We start from the raw sequence: 15,988 nt of genomic DNA, 5'->3' as shown, positions 1-15,988 counted from the left end.
CTCACGGCCCCCGCAGCGAACGAGCAGAGAGGATTGGTGTGCGCTATGGGTGAATCCGCCCTCGCCGACCAACTGGAACGAATCAGGTCCGGATTCATCGATACCCCCGTTATTCCGCTCGACCACGAACGGCTCGACCTGTTCGCGAAGACGGAGTACTGCAATCTCAACGGAAGCGTCAAGGACCGGTCCGCCTACGTCATGCTGCAACGGGCTGTCCAACGCGGCGAGCTGACCGCGGACAGCACGGTCGTCGAGTCGTCGTCCGGGAATCTGGCGATCTCGCTGGCAGCCTTGTGCCGGCTACTCGGCATTCCCTTCGTCCCGGTCATCGACCAGAACGTCAACGCGCCGACCGAGATGCTGCTACGGGCGACTTGCGACCGCGTGGAAAAAGTTACCGAAAGGGACGGGACGGGCGGGTATCTGCGCACCAGGCTGGACCGTGTCACGACGCTCACCGAGACGCTGGAGAACACTTTCTGGCCGAACCAGTACAGCAATCCCGACGCGGCGGACGCGCACTATCTCCTCACCGGGGCCGAGATCTGCCGCACCTTCGACCGTCTTGACTACATATTCGTCGGCGTGGGGACCGCCGCGACGATCGCGGGAGTTTCCCGCCGGATCCACGAGTACCTGCCGCAGACCAAGGTCATCGCCGTCGATTCCGCAGGATCGGCCATCTTCGGTCAGCAGGCCCGAACGCGTCACATCCCCGGCATCGGCTCCAGCATCCGGCCGCCGCTGCTCGATCAGGCGGAGATCGACGATGTTGTCATCGTCGAGGAACACGAATCGGTGGTGGCCTGCCGCCGCCTCCTGACGCGATTCGGGCTCTTCTGCGGTGGCTCCACCGGCAGCGTGTACGCCGCGATCGAGCGGTACTTCGCGTCGTACCGGGGGCCACGCCTGTCCGTGCTCTTCCTCTGCGCGGACCGCGGCATCGCCTACACCAATACCGTCTACCAGCAGGGCTGGCTGGAGCGCGTCAGGAATCCGACATCAAGCCGAGGGGAATCCGGCACGGAACAATGAATTCCATCCACCGACTCACCGAGCCGGAGCAGCCGCTCGCCCGCCTCGTCTGCTTCCCGCACGCGGGGGGAACCGCCTCGTCCTTCCAGCCCTGGAAGGACGCGGTTCCCCTCGATGTCGAGCTGTGGGCCGTGCAGTATCCGGGGCGCCACGATCGACTGGCGGAGGCGTGTCCGACGAGCGTGTCGGAGTTGGTCGACGACGTGCTGCCGACGTTCGACCAAGCTCCTCGCCTGCCCACCGTGTTGTTCGGTCACAGCCTGGGCGCCGCCGTCGCCTACGAGTGCGCCCGGCGACTGCCCGACTCCCCCGCCCTGGTCATCCTCTCGGCCCGCCGCGGTCCGGGACGTGCCAACGAAGAGGCGCTGAGCGACCTGAACGACGCCGACTTCCTCGACCGGCTCGCAAGGCTCGGCGGGCTCAGTCCGCAGATCCTCGGCAACCGGCAACTACTGGAGATCGTCCTGCCGGCCCTTCGTGCGGACTGCCGGCTGAGCGACGCCTACTCGCCGGACCCGGACCGCCCCATCAACGCCCCCATCCTGGCGTGTGTCGGCGACCGGGATCCCTCGGTGACCGTGGACGAGATCCTTGCCTGGCGTTCGGCCACGGTTGGCGCTTTCGCCCACCAGGTCTACCCGGGCGACCACTTCTACCTGCAGGAGCACAAGGCCGCATTGGTCCGCGCCGCCTGTGACGCCGCAGCCCTCGTCCAGCTCCACCGCACGCCCACGCCCAGCTCAGGGAGGCTTCAGTGACGGACCAGCAGTCGGCGGACCAGCCGTTGATCTTCGTTGTCGGGACCGGCCGATGTGGTTCGACCGCCCTCTCGAACGTCCTGCGGCTACATCCGCACATCCTCAGCCTGAGCGAGTTCGTCGCCTCGATGGAGCCCGACCCGTTCCCCGACGGCCTGTTGACCGGCGAGCAGTTCCTCCGCTTCCTGGAGGAACCGCGCGCCTTCACCACATCGGTGATGCGCCACGGGTTCTGGCCCACCGTGGTGGAGACCGGGCAACAGCCGCCCGACACCGGCCCGGACAACGAGATGCCGGTCCTCGGCGCCCTGTCCGTCACGGTCCTGCCGCACTTGACGGACGATCCGCAGGACCTGCTGTCCCAGCTCCGCAAGGAGTTGCCCAACCTGCCGACCGCACCTGTCGCCGATCACTACCGGGCGCTGTTCCGCATCCTGGGTCAGCGGTTCGGCACTCGGGTGGTGGCGGAGCGGTCGGGGTATTCGCTCCGGACGGTCCCCCGCCTCAGGCAGCTGTTCCCCGAGGCGCGCTTCGTCCATCTGTACCGGAACGGCCCCGATACGGCGCTGTCCATGAGCCAGTACCCGGTGTTCCAGGTGCTGCGCGTACTGCTGGAGCGCGCGATCGCCAAGGGGCGCGGGCAGGAGGGGGTCTCCGAGGAGATGGCCGACATGTTCCGCGACGGCGAGGTGGACGTCCGGCCGATCCTCAACGCTGACGTACCCACGTCCGCGTTCGGAAAGATGTGGTCCGACTCCGTACTCGATGGGCTGCACCACCTCGCGGGCCTTCCGCCCGAACGGCTGGCCTCATTCGCCTTCGAGGACCTGCTCGACCGTCCGGAGTCCGAACTGACCCGCCTCGCCGGCTTCCTGGGCGTGGCACCCATGCCCGCGTGGCTCGATGCCGGCAAGGCCGAGTTGGATCCCACGCGGCGGCACGCCTCGCTCGCCCTGCCCCCTGAGGAACTGGCGGCCCTCCAGGAAAGCTGCGCTCCGGGCATGCGCGCCCTCGGGATGTCGACGGGAGCGGACGCTCGGTGAGCACCGGAGTGCGGTTGGAGCAGATCGGCCCCGATAACGTGGACGATGCCTGCGGACTCGAGGTGCTGCCCGGGCAGGAGAAGTACGTCGCTTCGGTGGCCAGGTCCCTGGCAGATGCCTATGTTCACCCGGAGACGGCCTGGCCGCGCGTCGTCATGGACGGTTCCGTACTGATCGGATTCCTGATGGGCGCGTTCCCGGGGCCGACCCAGGCGGACCCGCGGACCTGCGGCATCTGGCGTCTGGCAATCGGTGCGGGGTACCAGGGCCGCGGCTACGGGAGTGCCGCGGTCGGGGCGTTCTGCGCCGAGGCGCGCGCCCGGGGGATGCGACGCGTGCTGGTGCAGTGGACGCCGGGCGGATCTGGCCCCGAGGGCTTCTACCTGCGGCTGGGTTTCCGCCCCATCAGCAGCGGGCCCGGCAGGGAGACGACGGGCGAGGTGCTGCTGTCGTGACGGCCCGGGCGAGGCTCGTTCCGGCGGTTCCCCTACGACGAGCATGCCTGCACCGATGAGGGAGACCATCGTGGACGTACCGGACGACGTCGCAGCACCCGAGCAGGCCGGTGGCAGGGGCCCTGTCACCCCCGGATCGCCGGCGTGGCGGGTGTTGCTCGGCTATGCCCGCCGACACCGCTGGCAACTGCTCGGGGGTACGGTCCTGACGCTCGCCGCCGGCGCCTCCGGACTGGCGCTGCCGCTGGTGGCGCGGTCGCTCATCAGCGACCTCGCCCACGACCGTTCGCTGACCGCCGAGGTGGTCGGCATGTGCCTGCTGGTCTGTGCCAATGCGGCGATCGGCGCGCTGGGCACGTACGTGCTGCGGCGCGCCGCCGAGTCGGTGGTCCTCGGTGCCCGCCTGCAGCTCACCTCGCATCTGCTGCGGCTGCGTATCGCGGTGGTGGACAGCAGCGAGCCGGGCGACTTGATGTCCCGGGTGACCTCTGACACCACGCTACTGCGCGAGGTGACCACCGACGGCCTGGTGGGACTGGTCACAGGCGGCCTCACGCTGATCGCCACGCTGGTGATGATGGGTGTCATCGACCCGGTGCTGCTCGGCGTCACCATTGTCGTGAAGGGCGGCGCTGCCCTCCTGATCAGTGTGATCATCCCGCGTGTGAACCGGGCCAGCCACAAGGCGCAGGACGCGGTGGGCCTGATCGGGTCGACCCTGGAGCGCGTTCTCGGCGCGCTGCGCACGGTGAAGGCCTCAGGTGCGGAATACCGCGAAGAGGCGGCGGTGCACGCGGCGGCGCAGGACTCATGGCGGCAGAGCGTCCAAGTCGCCAAGTGGTCGGCGGTGGTCGGGAACACGGCCGGGCTGGCCACCCAGATCGCGTTCCTCACCGTGCTGGCGGTGGGGGGCGCGCGGGTCGCCACCGGCGCGATCGACGTTGCCTCGCTGATCGCCTTCCTGATGTATGTCTTCTATCTGGTGGCGCCGGTGCAGCAGGTGGTCGGGGCGGTTACCCAGTACCAGATCGGGGCTGGGGCGATCGCCCGTATCCAGGAGGCCCTCGCGCTGCCCGCGGAGCCGCCCGCCGAGCCCGTGCCGCTGCCTGCCGACGACGCCGAACCGGTCGCGCTCGCCTTCCAGGACGTGCGCTTCCGGTACGCCGACGATCAGCCGGAAATCCACCACGGCGTGAGCTTCGCAATACCGGCGCAGGGCCTGACCGCCTTCGTCGGGCCGTCCGGTGCCGGCAAGACCACCGTCTTCTCCCTCATCGAGCGGTTCTACGAGCCGAGCGCCGGCCGGATCACCCTCGTGGGCCGTGACCTGGCGACCTGGGCTGTCCCCGAGCTGCGCGCCACCATCGGCTACGTGGAGCAGGACGCTCCCGTACTGTCCGGCTCGGTGCGCGACAATCTCCTGCTCGGCAATCCGGACGCCACCGAGACGGAGCTGCGCCACGTCCTGCGCATCACCCGCCTCGATCGCCTCGTCGACCGGCTTCCGGTGGGTCTGGACACCCTCGTCGGCCACCGCGGCACGAAGCTCTCCGGCGGCGAACGCCAGCGGGTGGCGATCGCCCGGGCCCTGCTGCGCCGACCGCGGCTGCTCCTGCTCGACGAGGCGACGTCGCAGCTCGACGCGGTCAACGAGGCCGCGCTGCGTGACACCGTCGCGGACGTCGCCCGTACGACCACGGTTCTCGTGGTCGCACACCGGCTGTCCACTGTGGCCATGGCTGACCGGATCGTGGTCATGGACGCCGGCCGAGTGCGCGCGATCGGCACCCATGAGGAACTCGTCGCCGCTGACCCGCTCTATGCCGAGCTCGCGGCCACCCAGTTCCTCGCCACCGCCGGCGCCGACAGGGCTTCCCGAAACTGAGAATGCGGTTGCGGTCGGCCCCGCCCGGTTCGAGGAGGGCTGCGCCCCGGGCACCCGTGCCCTGGACCTGTGAACCCCGGGCACTCTCCGTCCACCGGGCGGGCCGGCGGACGGTCTCGCGCCGCCGGTCCTACGCCACCTCGGCCATGCCGGCGGTGAGGGTGGCCCCGTCGGCCGGGTCGACCAGCAGGAACGATCCGGTGCGCCGGTTGTCGCCGTAGTCGTCCAGGACCAGCGGCTCCGCGGTGCGCAGCACCACATGGCCGATGTCGTTGACGCCCAGCACCTCGGGGGCGCCGCGCCGTTCGAGGGTGTCGATGTCGATCCGGTGGGAGATCTCCTTGACCACCGCCCGCACGGTGCGGGTGGTGTGCTTGAGCAGCACCCTGTCCCCACGGCGCAGCGAACGCTCATGGAGGTGGCAGACGGTGGCCGTCACCTCCGTGGCGGGTGCGGGAGCCGGGCCTGTCGCGAGCAGGTCGCCACGCGAGACGTCGAGCTCCTCGGCGAGCCGGACGGTGACGGACTGCGGCGCCCAGGCGATGTCCGTGGCCCGGCCGAGCGCGTCGATGCCCGCCACGGTGGCGGTCCGACCCGACGGCAGAACGGTGACGGTGTCGCCCGTGCGCAGCACGCCGGATGCCAGCTGTCCGCCGTAGCCGCGGTAGTCGGGGTGTTCGGGTCCCTGTGGCCGGATCACGTACTGCACCGGGAAACGCACCGGCTCCCGGCCCGGGTCACCGCCCACCGGGACGGTCTCCAGGTGGTCCAGCAGGGTCGGCCCGCTGTACCAGTCCATGTGTGCCGAGGGCTCCACCACGTTGTCCCCGGCCAGTGCCGAGACGGGAAACGCGGTGAGGTCGGCGATGCCGAGCGAGGCGGCGTAGGCGCTGAACTCCTCGACCGTGGCGGCGAAGACCGGCTCGGCGTAGCCGACCAGGTCCATCTTGTTGACGGCCAGCACCAGGTGCGGCACCCGCAGCAGGGCGGCCACCGCGGCATGGCGCCGGGTCTGCTCGACCACTCCGTTGCGGGCGTCCACCAGTACCACGGCCAGTTCGGCGGTGGAGGCGCCGGTGACCATGTTGCGGGTGTACTGCACATGCCCTGGTGTGTCGGCCAGGATGAACCGCCTGCGCGGGGTGGCGAAGTAGCGGTGGGCGACGTCGATGGTGATGCCCTGCTCGCGCTCGGCCCGCAGCCCGTCGGTGAGCAGCGCGAGGTCCACGGTGGAGTGTCCCCGGTTCCGGGAGGCGTTCTCGACGGCCTCCCACTGGTCGGCCAGCACCGCCTTGGAGTCGTGCAGCAGCCGTCCGACGAGGGTGGACTTGCCGTCGTCCACCGAGCCCGCGGTGGCAAAGCGCAGCAGCGAGGCGGCAGGTGCGGTGGTCATGGTCAGAAGTACCCCTCGCGCTTGCGGTCTTCCATGGCGGCTTCGGATAGTTTGTCGTCGGCCCGGGTCGCGCCGCGCTCGGTCAGCCGGCTGGCGGCGATCTCGGCGACGACGGCCTCGGTGGTGGCGGCGTCGGAGTCGACGGCACCGGTGCAGGACATGTCGCCGACGGTGCGGTAGCGGATCAGCCGTCGTTGCACGGGTTCGTGGTCCGCGGGGCCGCCCCACGCCCCGGCGGTCAACCACATGCCGTCGCGGGAGAACACCTCGCGCTCATGGGCGAAGTAGATCTCCGGCAGCTCGATCTTCTCCCGCTCGATGTACTGCCAGACGTCGAGCTCGGTCCAGTTGGAGAGCGGAAAGACCCGCATGTGCTCTCCGGGCGCGTGCCGGCCGTTGTAGAGCGACCACAGCTCGGGGCGCTGGCGGCGCGGGTCCCAGCCGCCGAACTCGTCGCGCAGCGAGAAGATGCGCTCCTTGGCCCGGGCCTTCTCCTCGTCGCGGCGGCCACCGCCCAGGACGGCGTCGAAACGATGCGCCTCGATGGCGTCGAGCAGCGGCACGGTCTGCAGCGGGTTGCGGGTGCCGTCGGGGCGCTCCCGCAGCCGGCCGTCGTCGATGTATTCCTGTACACGGGCGATGTGCAGGCGCAGCCCGTGCCTGGCCGCCACCCGGTCCCGGTGGTCGATCACCTCGGGAAAGTTGTGGCCGGTGTCGACGTGCAGCAGGGCGAAGGGGACCGGCGCGGGCCAGAAGGCCTTGACGGCCAGGTGCACCATGACGAGGGAGTCCTTGCCGCCCGAGAAGAGGAGCACCGGACGCTCGAACTCCCCGGCCACCTCACGCAGGATGTGCACCGACTCGGCCTCCAGCACGTCCAGGTGCGTCAGCGCGTATCCGCCGCTCGGGTCCGTTGGCGCGGTGCCGGACACGGGAGCGCTCACACCAGTCCCCTCTCGGCGAGCAGGGCTTGGACGACGTCTGCGGACTCGGCGAGTGTCTGACGGTGTGTCTCCAGGCGTAACTCGGGGCATTCCGGGGGTTCGTAGGGGTCGTCCACGCCGGTGAGGCCGGACAGCGCGCCGGCGGCCTGCCGGGCGTAGAGTCCCTTGACGTCGCGTGCGGCGCAGACCTCCGCGGGCGCGGCCACGTGGATCTCCAGGTACGGTACGCGGGCGAGGTCATGGCGGAGCCGGATGGTCTCGCGGCTGCTCCGGTAGGGCGCGATGACCGGCACGAGCACGATGACGCCGTTGCGCGCGAGCACCTCGGCGACCATGCCGACCCGCCGCACATGGGTGTCGCGGTCCTCGCGGGAGAAGCCGAGGCCTGCCGAGAGGGTGGTACGGACCGCATCGCCGTCCAGGACCTCCACCCGACGGCCCTCGGCCCGCAGCCGGGCGGCCAGCTCTGCCGCGATGCTGCTCTTGCCCGCGCTGGGCAGCCCGGTCAGCCACACCGTGGCGCCCTGGGGGGCGGGCGGGGGCGCCGGCCTTTCGTCCTGGGCGCGCCGGGTCGGCCGTGCGGCAGGCGACGAGGAACGCAGCAGTGCCCGTGCCAGATCCGCGGCCTGCTGCCGGATCTCCGGGACGGCCGTGGTCTCCCACAGTTCGCCACGTCGGTGGGCACCCAGGGTCCACACCGAGCGGACGACTCCGTCACGGCCCCGCAGCCGTCCCTCGGCGGTCGTCGCGAGGCCGATGCCCAGTGGCCCAGGACGGGCCAGCCCCGAGTTCACCAGGGACCTCAGCAGCGGATCACCGGAGCCGGCCGGCCGCAGGTCCGGCCCGGTGCAGTCCACCACCCAGCCGACCCGGATCTCCCGGGATCCCGTCACCGTCACCATGAGCGCATCGCCGTTGTCCCGGGCGGCCGTGACTCCACCGGTACGCAGACGCAGCCGCCCGGCGGTCCTGAGCCGGGCGACGGTCTCAGCCGTCTCGGGCGGCATCCGGTGCCGGTGGACGTCCCACAGGTGCCGGTCGTGCCGGAGGAACTCGGCCCGGTCCGCCTCGTCCAGCCGGCTCCACAGCCCCGAGGTCAGGCGGCGCAGGCCGTCGACGGCCGGACGCCAGTCACCCTGGGCACGCTGCACCCGCCGGATGTGGCGCTGGACGGCGGACCGCAGCTGGCGCAGCGGGAGTCCGTCCAGAGGCTCCTCCGGGGCCACGGGCGGCAGTGGGACCACGGCATGGGCCCGGGGCAGCAGTCCGTGCCGGGACAGGGCGTGCACGGTACGACCCGGGCGGTCGACCGCCAGCGCGACGTCCACCGCGGTCAGGCCGGTGCCGACCAGCAGCACGTCATCGCCGTCCATGAGCGGGCCGGCCAGTGCGTCGGGCTGCCAGGGGTCGGGGACGAACCGTTCGGACTTCCTCAGTTCGGCAGGTGCCCACTGCGCCGTCCCGGCCGGCGGACCGGTGGCGATCACCACGCTGTCGGCCGTGAGGCACATACCGTCGGCCAGCCGCACCCGTGTGTGGTCGCCCTGCACCGAGCAGGCCACGGCTCGGGTGGGCAGGCGCCGGAAGGTCAGCGGGCCGCCGGCCCGCTCGACGAAGGCGGCCAGGGTGGCTGAGAGATAGTCGCCGTAGTGACGTCTGGGCACGAACGACCGCTGGGTCGCTAAGGGACATCGGTTCCGGGCCAGCCAGTGAACGAAGTGATCGGGCCGGTCGGGCAGACAACTCATGGCGCCCGCGGGCACGTTGAGCAGGTGCCGGGGATCCTTCGTGGTGAACGCCTTCCCCACTCCGGCGGGCGGGCCCGGATCGACCAGGGTGAGCTCCACCGGCGCGCGTCGCCTGCGGGACTCCTCGGCGACCTGGATGGCGACCATGCTCCCGGCGGCTCCCGCCCCCACTATCACCAGCTTCAGAGGAACACGACCGCTTGCGCCGACCATCTGGACCTCCACAGGGATTCTCCACCAATCCGGTGGATTATATGGTCGGACCCTTGCTGCCAGTGAGAGCAACGGTGTTCAGTTGAAACAAAGTTGACGTTGCGTCACCCATGACCGGCCGGACATGAGAGGCTTCTTTCCATGCGGATCTCAGCGCGGACGGACTACGCGATTCGGGCCATGGCCGAGCTCGCGCGCACTCCGGACGCCGCGCAGAAGGCGGAACAGCTCTCCGGCTCCCAGGACATCCCCCTCCGCTTCCTGCTGTCGATCCTGCGCGAGCTGCGGCAGCATCGGCTGGTGCTCAGCAGCCGTGGCCCAGAAGGGGGTTATCGGCTCGCCAGACCGCCGCAGGAGATCTCCATCGCCGATGTGATCCGGGCCATCGACGGGTCACTGGCCAGCTTCCGGGATCTCAGGCTCAGCGATCTCAGCTACCCGGGCGCGGCCGCCTCGCTGCCGGACGTCTGGCGAGCGGTGCGGGTCAGCCTGCGGCAGGTTCTGGAACGCGTGACCCTCGCGGACCTGGCGATCGGCGAGCTCCCCTCGCCCGTGCGGGAGCAGGCCCAGGAGTACCGCGACGACAGGCGGCACGGGTAGGCCACCGCTGACGTCTTCCTGCGGATGCGCCTCTACACGGCGCCTTTGCGCTGCAGGTAGCCGAAGGACAGCCACCCGGGCAGTACCGGAAGCCAGAACATCAGGAGTCGGTAGAGCAGCACGGCCGGGGTGGCCACCGCCACGGACACATGGGTGAGGGTCAGGAGAGCTCCGAGCAGCGCCGCCTCCATCGCCCCGACACCCCCCGGTGTGGGCACCGCGGAGCCCACCGCATGCGCCGTCAGGTAGACCACCGTCACCGTGACGATGCCGACGCCGGCACCGAAGGCCCGTAAGGACGCGTCGAGGCATCCCACGAATCCGGCGGTGACCAGCAGATATCCGGCGAAGCCGAGGGCCGGTCCGAGCGGCCGCCGCAGCAGCTCCAGCAGCCGGGGTCCCACTCCCGCCAGGAACTCACGCGCCCGCCTCACCACCCACCGCCTCGACAGCGGGACGGCGGTCACCCCCAGCACCAGGAGCACGGCGGCCGGCAGCCCGATGCGGAGCACGGGGGACTGCCCGAGACTCCGAAGCCAGGCGAAGCCGCTCAGCGAGCCGAAGGTGACCAGGAGCAGTACGCGGCAGATGGCCCCGGCCAGTTGGGAGACGGCGACGCTCGCCAGGGCCTGGGCGGACGGCACACCCGCCTTCTGCAGAAAGCGGGTTGTCAGCGCCACGCCCCCAAGCGCCGTCGGAGTGACCGCCTTCACGAACGATCCCGCGAGCTGCGCCACCACGACCCTGCCGAACGGCAGCCGCTCCGGTACGAAGCCGATCAGACACATCGCGGCCGCTCCATGGCTGAGGACCGCGACCACGAACGCCAGCGACAGCCAGCCTCCGTTCACCTGGGCGAGGTCGATCCCGGTGCCGGGAAACGTGGTGATCAGGTAGAAGACCCCACACGCTGCCGCCGCGGCCGTGAGGAGGGTACGCAGTCGCATTCTCACCCCTCGCCGAGGCCCTGGTGACCCGTCCCGCACCCGGTGTACGCCGCTCGACGACCTCGACGCTCTGGTCAGTCGGACTCCATGGCCGCGATCAGGCTCTTCGGGCGCATCTCCACGGTCACTCGGTGTCACATCGATTCCTGCGCGAAGGCACGTCTCAGCCTTCTCAGGCCTTCCTCGATCTCGCTGGGCCGATGGGTCGGGAAGGACAGGCGCAGGGTTCTTCGATCGGGAGAGCCGGAGAAGAAGGGCTCGCCCGGCACGAAAGCGACCCCTTGGTCAACTGCCCGTCCCAGCAGGGCGGTTGCATCGTACCCGGCCGGCAGCCGGGCCCAGACGAACATGCCACCGCAGGGCCGGACGTACTGGCTGCCGGGCGGCAGGCACTGTGCCAGCCCGTCCAGCAGGGCGTCGCGTCGTTCTTGATAGGCGCTGCGCACCAGCTTGAGGTGGCCGTCGAGGTCGCCGTCGGTCAGGTAGGCGGCTGCGGCGGCCTGATCGATGGTCGAGGAGTGGACATCGGTGGCCCCCTTGACGGTGACACAGGCCCGGCGCAGGGCGGCGGGTGCGCGCAGCCATCCGAGCCTGAGCCCTGGGGCCACGCTCTTGGACAGGCTGCCCAGGAGCACCGTCCGATCGGCGGCCTCGGGCAGCGAGGCGATCCACGGCTCGGCCCCGCCCTCGTACCGCAATTCCCGGTACGGGTCGTCCTCGGCGATCCAGAATCCGTACCGTGCCGCGAGCGAGGCGACCGCACGACGGCGGCCGACCGGCATCGTCCGGCCGGTCGGGTTGTGGAAGGTCGGCGCGAGATAGACCAGCCTGGGCCGGTGGAGCCGGACGGCCTCCTCCAGCGCGGACGGCTCGACCCCGTCCCCGTCGCAGCCGACGGCGACCACCCGTGCGCCGGCGAGGGTGAAGCACTGCAAGGCGACCAGATAGGTGGGCTCTTCGACCAGCACCGTATCGCCCTGGGCCAGCAGCGCCGCGCAGGCAAGCGACAGTGCCTGCTGGGCGCCGGTGGTGATCAGCAGCGCGTCCGCCTCGGTGGCCAGTCCCTGCCGCGAGATGCGCTCGGCCAACACCGCGCGCAGCTGCGGATCGCCTTCGGTTGTCGAATACTGCAACGTCCGCTGGGGAGTTGCGAGCACTTTGGCGTAGGCCGCCGAAATACCCTGCGCGTCGAACAGATCGGGCGCGGGCATGCCACCGGCGAAGGAGATCACGCCCGGCCGCGAGGTGTGCGCGAGAATCTCACCGAGCGATGCCGCGAGGGCGCTCGCGGCATCGATGCGGGCTCCTGGTTCCGCAGAGTTCACGTGCCTTGTGCCTGACATCACCCTCCTGCCGCACCGGCGCTGCGGAACTCCGCCGACTTCCCTGTGTCAACACAGCACTCTATGCCCCGCCGAGCCGTCAGGAACAGGGTTTCCCGGACGGCGGCTGTGAGTTACGCTCCCAGGCGGCCGCGACCCGGAGCCGCGTATCGGCCGGATCGACGACCGTCAGACGAAATACAGCGTCACACCCGGCAAGCGGCAAACGAAAATCACTTCTCGCTTCGCCGACGAATGCGCTGGACCCCGGCTCGGATCATGGCTGGAGGAATCCGTATGCAACCGTCCACAGAGTCCCCTTGGTTTCCGGCAGAAGCCATGAACGGCACTCCCGAACTGCTTCTGTTCTGTCTGCACCACGCGGGTGCGGGAGCTTCAGCCTACCGGAACTGGCAGAAGCTCATCGGAAGGCGCATCGAGGTCGTACCGGTACAGTTGCCGGGACGCGAAGGACGGTTCACGGAGCCTGCGGAGCCGTCGATCACAAGGCTGGCCGAGTGGCTGCAGGAGCCGCTGCTCCAAAGGGCCGGGCGCACCCCGTTCGCCCTGTTCGGGCACAGCATGGGTGCGGTGCTGGCGTACGAACTGAGCCACCGGCTGACCCGGGCCGGCAGGCCCCCCGCCCATCTGGCGGTGTCGGCCTACGCTCCCCCGCACATCCGCGTGCCCACCCACGTCCACACGCTCTCCGACCAGGAGTTCCTGGATCACGTCGCCGGTCTGGAGGGCACCGTTCCCGCCGTACTGGAAAGTCCCGAACTGCTGGAGTTGCTGCTGCCCGTGCTCCGGGTGGACTTCGCGGCCTGCGACAGCTACGCGTACGCCGAACGCGGTCGGCTCGGCGTCCCGCTGACCGCGTTCGGCGGCGACAGCGATCCGGGCGTGAGTGTGCCGATGCTGGAGCGGTGGGCGGAGCTCACCAGCGGGCCGGCCGGAATCGAAGTCTTCCCCGGCGGGCACTTCTACCTCCTGGACCAGCTCGAGGCCGTACTCGACGTCCTGACCGGGAAGCTCGGCATTCCCCGGGAGTAACCAGGCGCCCGACGCATCTCGCCCCGCGCCCCAACTTTCACAAGCCCTCTACATCTCCCGGTCCAAAAGATTCCGGCTCTCTTTTTCAGGCCACCGGTCAGCTGTTTTCAGACATCAGCGACAAGGATTCGGCCAATATTCACCACCGCCGACGAGTCGTCCGAAATAAATGGTGCGCCGTAGAAGCACCAAGAAAGGTTCAAGATGCAAGCACGTCTCTTTCACCCTGTTGACACGACGCTCACCGACAGCGGAAGCTGCTGTGAGCCATGCCTGACACCAGATGTCCGGACTGAGCATCACAAATGCCGGAGGTGGCTCCAATTTCCTTACCAAAAGGCATATCTGAAATAACCCTCCGAAATGTAGTCAAGGCCCTCAGAGCAGCAGAACCGGAAGACGTTTCCGCAGCCGACGTGTCGAAGGACACGGGAATGAGCACCGTGACCGCTCGGCGGTATCTCAGGTTCCTTGCCCGGGTCGGTGTGGCCGAGGTTGCCCACCGCTACGGTCGAGTCGGGGCGCCTGAGCGGCTGTATCGGCTGCGGGAAGCTCTCGCTCGCCAAAGACTGCCGACCCTCGTCCACCACCCGTCGCACCGCTCATCGCCGGTGCCGGTGGGGCAGACTCCCTCCCTTCGGTTCCACGGTCCTTCCGCAGAGGCGACAACCACAGAATCACGGCGACCGACGGCAGAAGCCAGGCGAACAGGAGGACAGTAGGACGCAGACCCAGCGCTGTGCCCAGAGCCCCACCCGCGACACCCGCGAGCGGACGCAGCCCCCATTGCAGCCAACTGGCCGTGGCGTTCAGCCGGCCCAGCATGCCCGGCGGACACGACGCCATGCGGTAGGACCGCTGGGCGATGTTGTACGTGAGAGCTGAGGCGAGCGTCACGGTGAATCCGATGGTCACCGTGATCTGTCCGTGGACACCCGGGAGCACGTACCCGGCGACGATCTGCCCCGGGGCGAAGGGCACCGGGCTGAAGAGCAGCACCCGGACGAGTCCGTACCGCCTGATCAGCGGTTTGGCGATCAGACTGCCGATCACACCCCCGACCGCGCTGATTCCTCCGACAAGACCGACGGTCTGCGCGGACCAGCCGAGATCACGGACCGCGTACAGCACCCAGACGGAACTGATGGCCGCGAGCAGGAAGTTGCCCAGGCTGTTCGAGATCGTTACGAAGGTCAGAATCCTGTCGGCCACGATGATCCGGAGCCCGGCGGACAGTTCCCGCCGGAACCCTCGGTCGCTCGCGGGTTTCGGCGCGGGCCGCGGCTCCCGGAACCGGACCAGCAGCAGACCGCCCGCGCTCACCAGATAGGACGCCGCGTCGGCGGTCACAGCGGTGGCCGCGCCCACGAGAGCCACCAGGAAGCCCGCGGAGCTCGGTCCGATCACGCCGGCCGCCGCCGACGCGGTGCTGACCTTTCCGTTGGCGTCGACGAGTTGTGCCTTCGTCAGGAGAATTCCGGGAAAACTCAGGTACGCACTATTGAACAGCACCGCCAGAGTTCCGGACACCAGCGCCACCGCGTAGAGCTGGACCAGCGAGAGGGCGCCCAGTGCGCCCGCCACCGGCACCGTGCACAGAACGGCGAACCGGGCCACATCGCACCAGAGCATCACCTCTCTCTTGCGGGAGCGGTCGACGATCACTCCCGCCGGCAGGGAGAAGAGCAGCCATGGCAGGGTGCTGAAAGAAGTCAGCAACGCGACTTGAAGCGTCGAGGCGTGCAAGGTGAGGGTGGCGAGCAACGGCAGGGCCAGCACGGTGACCTGAGCACCGATCAGACTGACGGACTGGCCGCCCCACAGGAGCATGAAGTCCCGGTGACGCCAGAGGGAGCCGGCCGACTCAGTTTCGTGCATGGAACCGTTCCGTCCGAGGGTCTCTCCGGGCGACAGGCCGACGGATGGTCCTCCGCGCGCTGCTCGGCCGGCTGGCGGGATGAGGTCCGAGTCAGGTTACCCCGTCGGAGTCCAGTGCCCCGCCCCTCAGCTCCTCCGCGAGGAGCTGGGAGACCTTGGGGCGGTTGAGGTGGTAGGGCGGTTCGAATACGGGGCGCTGAAGCGGCGTCAGCTCGTCGGCGAAGTCCTCGTACCCGGCCGGCGGTGCGATGGGCCGGAACATCAGGGCGCCCGGGGAGTGGCGGGCGAACACCGTGCGGCGCTCCGACGTGCCGGTCCAGGGCAGGGCACGTACTCGCCGTGGGCCTCCATCCGCCGAATCCCCGCCGTGCAGCCGGAACCCCTCCGTTCCGCGCGTCATGATCGTGCCCTTCAGGGTGTCGAAGCGAAAGCCGTCTCCGATGAGTTCGAGCATCAGCTCCACTGTCAGACAACCATTGACGTCGAAAAGAGACTTCTGGTCTTCGGTCAGCATCACAAGCAGTCCTCGTCGTTCCCCGACATCCTTGATACGCGCCCGGACTCCGGAACACCACAGGGCATTACCAAGGCTTTGCGGTGTTGATTTCATTGCACGCAACGCACATAACCTTCGAAATATTGACCCGCCTTGTCCCTGAACGTACGTTCGGCGTGTCATTCGACTCGTATCCGAAGCCGCACCGTTGGAGG

The 15,988-nt window shown here is 69.4% G+C and carries 14 protein-coding genes and 1 pseudogene; 7 read left to right on the top strand and 8 right to left on the bottom strand.

Annotated elements, in window-relative coordinates:
* Positions 1-45: 45 nt before the first annotated feature.
* Genes sbnA through ACFYOH_RS15480 form a run of 5 tightly spaced genes read left to right on the top strand, consistent with a single transcriptional unit; the run spans position 46 to position 5,179 of the window.
* Positions 46-1,038, top strand: a complete 993-nt coding sequence (gene sbnA, locus ACFYOH_RS15500; protein ID WP_388625832.1) for a 2,3-diaminopropionate biosynthesis protein SbnA — start codon at positions 46-48, stop codon at positions 1,036-1,038.
* The gene (locus ACFYOH_RS15495) at positions 1,035-1,796 is read left to right on the top strand and encodes a thioesterase II family protein (RefSeq protein WP_388625830.1); all 762 of its coding nucleotides are present in this window, start codon (positions 1,035-1,037) and stop codon (positions 1,794-1,796) included. The genes sbnA and ACFYOH_RS15495 overlap by 4 nt, the downstream gene beginning before the upstream one ends.
* Positions 1,793-2,839: a sulfotransferase gene (locus ACFYOH_RS15490; protein ID WP_388625828.1), complete on the top strand. Its 1,047-nt coding sequence runs from the start codon at positions 1,793-1,795 to the stop codon at positions 2,837-2,839. The genes ACFYOH_RS15495 and ACFYOH_RS15490 overlap by 4 nt, the downstream gene beginning before the upstream one ends.
* Positions 2,836-3,294: a GNAT family N-acetyltransferase gene (locus ACFYOH_RS15485; RefSeq protein WP_388625826.1), complete on the top strand. Its 459-nt coding sequence runs from the start codon at positions 2,836-2,838 to the stop codon at positions 3,292-3,294. Before ACFYOH_RS15490 ends, ACFYOH_RS15485 begins: the two co-directional genes overlap by 4 nt.
* A gap of 55 nt (positions 3,295-3,349) precedes the next feature.
* Entirely contained in the window at positions 3,350-5,179 is a 1,830-nt protein-coding gene (locus ACFYOH_RS15480; RefSeq protein WP_388625824.1) for an ABC transporter ATP-binding protein, read from the top strand.
* Positions 5,180-5,309: 130 nt separating this feature from the next.
* On the opposite strand, the gene ACFYOH_RS15475 is transcribed toward ACFYOH_RS15480, so the two are convergent.
* The 4 genes and pseudogenes from ACFYOH_RS15475 to ACFYOH_RS15460 form a co-directional block, all read right to left on the bottom strand.
* Positions 5,310-6,572 (bottom strand): sulfate adenylyltransferase subunit 1, encoded by a 1,263-nt coding sequence (locus ACFYOH_RS15475; RefSeq protein ID WP_388625822.1) that lies wholly within the window; start codon positions 6,570-6,572, stop codon positions 5,310-5,312.
* Positions 6,573-6,574: 2 nt separating this feature from the next.
* The gene (cysD, locus tag ACFYOH_RS15470) at positions 6,575-7,504 is read right to left on the bottom strand and encodes a sulfate adenylyltransferase subunit CysD (RefSeq protein ID WP_388625981.1); all 930 of its coding nucleotides are present in this window, start codon (positions 7,502-7,504) and stop codon (positions 6,575-6,577) included.
* A gap of 8 nt (positions 7,505-7,512) precedes the next feature.
* Positions 7,513-8,031, bottom strand: coding sequence for an adenylyl-sulfate kinase (cysC, locus tag ACFYOH_RS15465; protein WP_388625979.1), 519 nt, complete (start codon positions 8,029-8,031; stop codon positions 7,513-7,515).
* Between the two features lie 966 nt (positions 8,032-8,997).
* Positions 8,998-9,477 (bottom strand): annotated as a pseudogene (locus tag ACFYOH_RS15460) (FAD/NAD(P)-binding protein); the annotation flags it as partial.
* A gap of 141 nt (positions 9,478-9,618) precedes the next feature.
* Here ACFYOH_RS15460 and ACFYOH_RS15455 point away from each other — a divergent pair.
* Positions 9,619-10,077, top strand: a complete 459-nt coding sequence (locus tag ACFYOH_RS15455) for an RrF2 family transcriptional regulator (protein WP_388625820.1) — start codon at positions 9,619-9,621, stop codon at positions 10,075-10,077.
* Between the two features lie 32 nt (positions 10,078-10,109).
* Here ACFYOH_RS15455 and ACFYOH_RS15450 read toward each other — a convergent pair whose 3' ends face one another.
* Both ACFYOH_RS15450 and ACFYOH_RS15445 read right to left on the bottom strand, forming a co-directional pair.
* On the bottom strand, positions 10,110-11,024 hold the full coding sequence (locus tag ACFYOH_RS15450) for a YbhN family protein (protein ID WP_388625818.1): 915 nt from the start codon (positions 11,022-11,024) through the stop codon (positions 10,110-10,112).
* A 134-nt stretch (positions 11,025-11,158) separates the two neighbouring features.
* Positions 11,159-12,367 carry a PLP-dependent aminotransferase family protein gene (locus ACFYOH_RS15445; RefSeq protein WP_388625816.1) on the bottom strand — a complete coding sequence of 403 codons (1,209 nt, stop codon included), beginning with the start codon at positions 12,365-12,367 and terminating at the stop codon, positions 11,159-11,161.
* A 318-nt stretch (positions 12,368-12,685) separates the two neighbouring features.
* On the opposite strand from ACFYOH_RS15445, the gene ACFYOH_RS15440 reads away from it, so the two are divergent.
* Entirely contained in the window at positions 12,686-13,399 is a 714-nt protein-coding gene (locus tag ACFYOH_RS15440; protein WP_388625814.1) for a thioesterase II family protein, read from the top strand.
* A 462-nt stretch (positions 13,400-13,861) separates the two neighbouring features.
* Here the strand turns inward: ACFYOH_RS15440 and ACFYOH_RS15435 are convergent, their stop codons facing one another.
* Positions 13,862-15,277, bottom strand: a complete 1,416-nt coding sequence (locus ACFYOH_RS15435; protein WP_388625813.1) for an MFS transporter — start codon at positions 15,275-15,277, stop codon at positions 13,862-13,864.
* A gap of 91 nt (positions 15,278-15,368) precedes the next feature.
* A complete protein-coding gene (locus tag ACFYOH_RS15430; protein WP_388625811.1) occupies positions 15,369-15,791 on the bottom strand; it encodes a hypothetical protein in 423 nt (140 codons plus the stop codon).
* Between the last annotated feature and the right edge of the window lie 197 nt (positions 15,792-15,988).

This window comes from Streptomyces sp. NPDC007856 (assembly GCF_042868225.1).
Lineage (GTDB): Bacteria > Actinomycetota > Actinomycetes > Streptomycetales > Streptomycetaceae > Streptomyces.
The sequence above is the reverse complement of the archived record's forward strand: the minus strand, read 5'-3'. Positions and strand labels throughout refer to the sequence as shown.

Bases quoted from the DNA above. Each gene is read 5' to 3' on its own strand.
- sbnA (WP_388625832.1), top strand. From the start codon at position 46: ATGGGTGAATCCGCCCTCGCCGACCAACTGGAACGAATCAGGTCCGGA.
- ACFYOH_RS15495 (WP_388625830.1), top strand. From the start codon at position 1,035: ATGAATTCCATCCACCGACTCACCGAGCCGGAGCAGCCGCTCGCCCGC.
- ACFYOH_RS15480 (WP_388625824.1), top strand. From the start codon at position 3,350: ATGAGGGAGACCATCGTGGACGTACCGGACGACGTCGCAGCACCCGAG.
- ACFYOH_RS15475 (WP_388625822.1), bottom strand. From the start codon at position 6,572: ATGACCACCGCACCTGCCGCCTCGCTGCTGCGCTTTGCCACCGCGGGC.
- ACFYOH_RS15455 (WP_388625820.1), top strand. From the start codon at position 9,619: ATGCGGATCTCAGCGCGGACGGACTACGCGATTCGGGCCATGGCCGAG.
- ACFYOH_RS15450 (WP_388625818.1), bottom strand. From the start codon at position 11,024: ATGCGACTGCGTACCCTCCTCACGGCCGCGGCGGCAGCGTGTGGGGTC.
- ACFYOH_RS15445 (WP_388625816.1), bottom strand. From the start codon at position 12,367: ATGTCAGGCACAAGGCACGTGAACTCTGCGGAACCAGGAGCCCGCATC.
- ACFYOH_RS15440 (WP_388625814.1), top strand. From the start codon at position 12,686: ATGAACGGCACTCCCGAACTGCTTCTGTTCTGTCTGCACCACGCGGGT.
- ACFYOH_RS15435 (WP_388625813.1), bottom strand. From the start codon at position 15,277: ATGCACGAAACTGAGTCGGCCGGCTCCCTCTGGCGTCACCGGGACTTC.
- ACFYOH_RS15430 (WP_388625811.1), bottom strand. From the start codon at position 15,791: ATGCTGACCGAAGACCAGAAGTCTCTTTTCGACGTCAATGGTTGTCTG.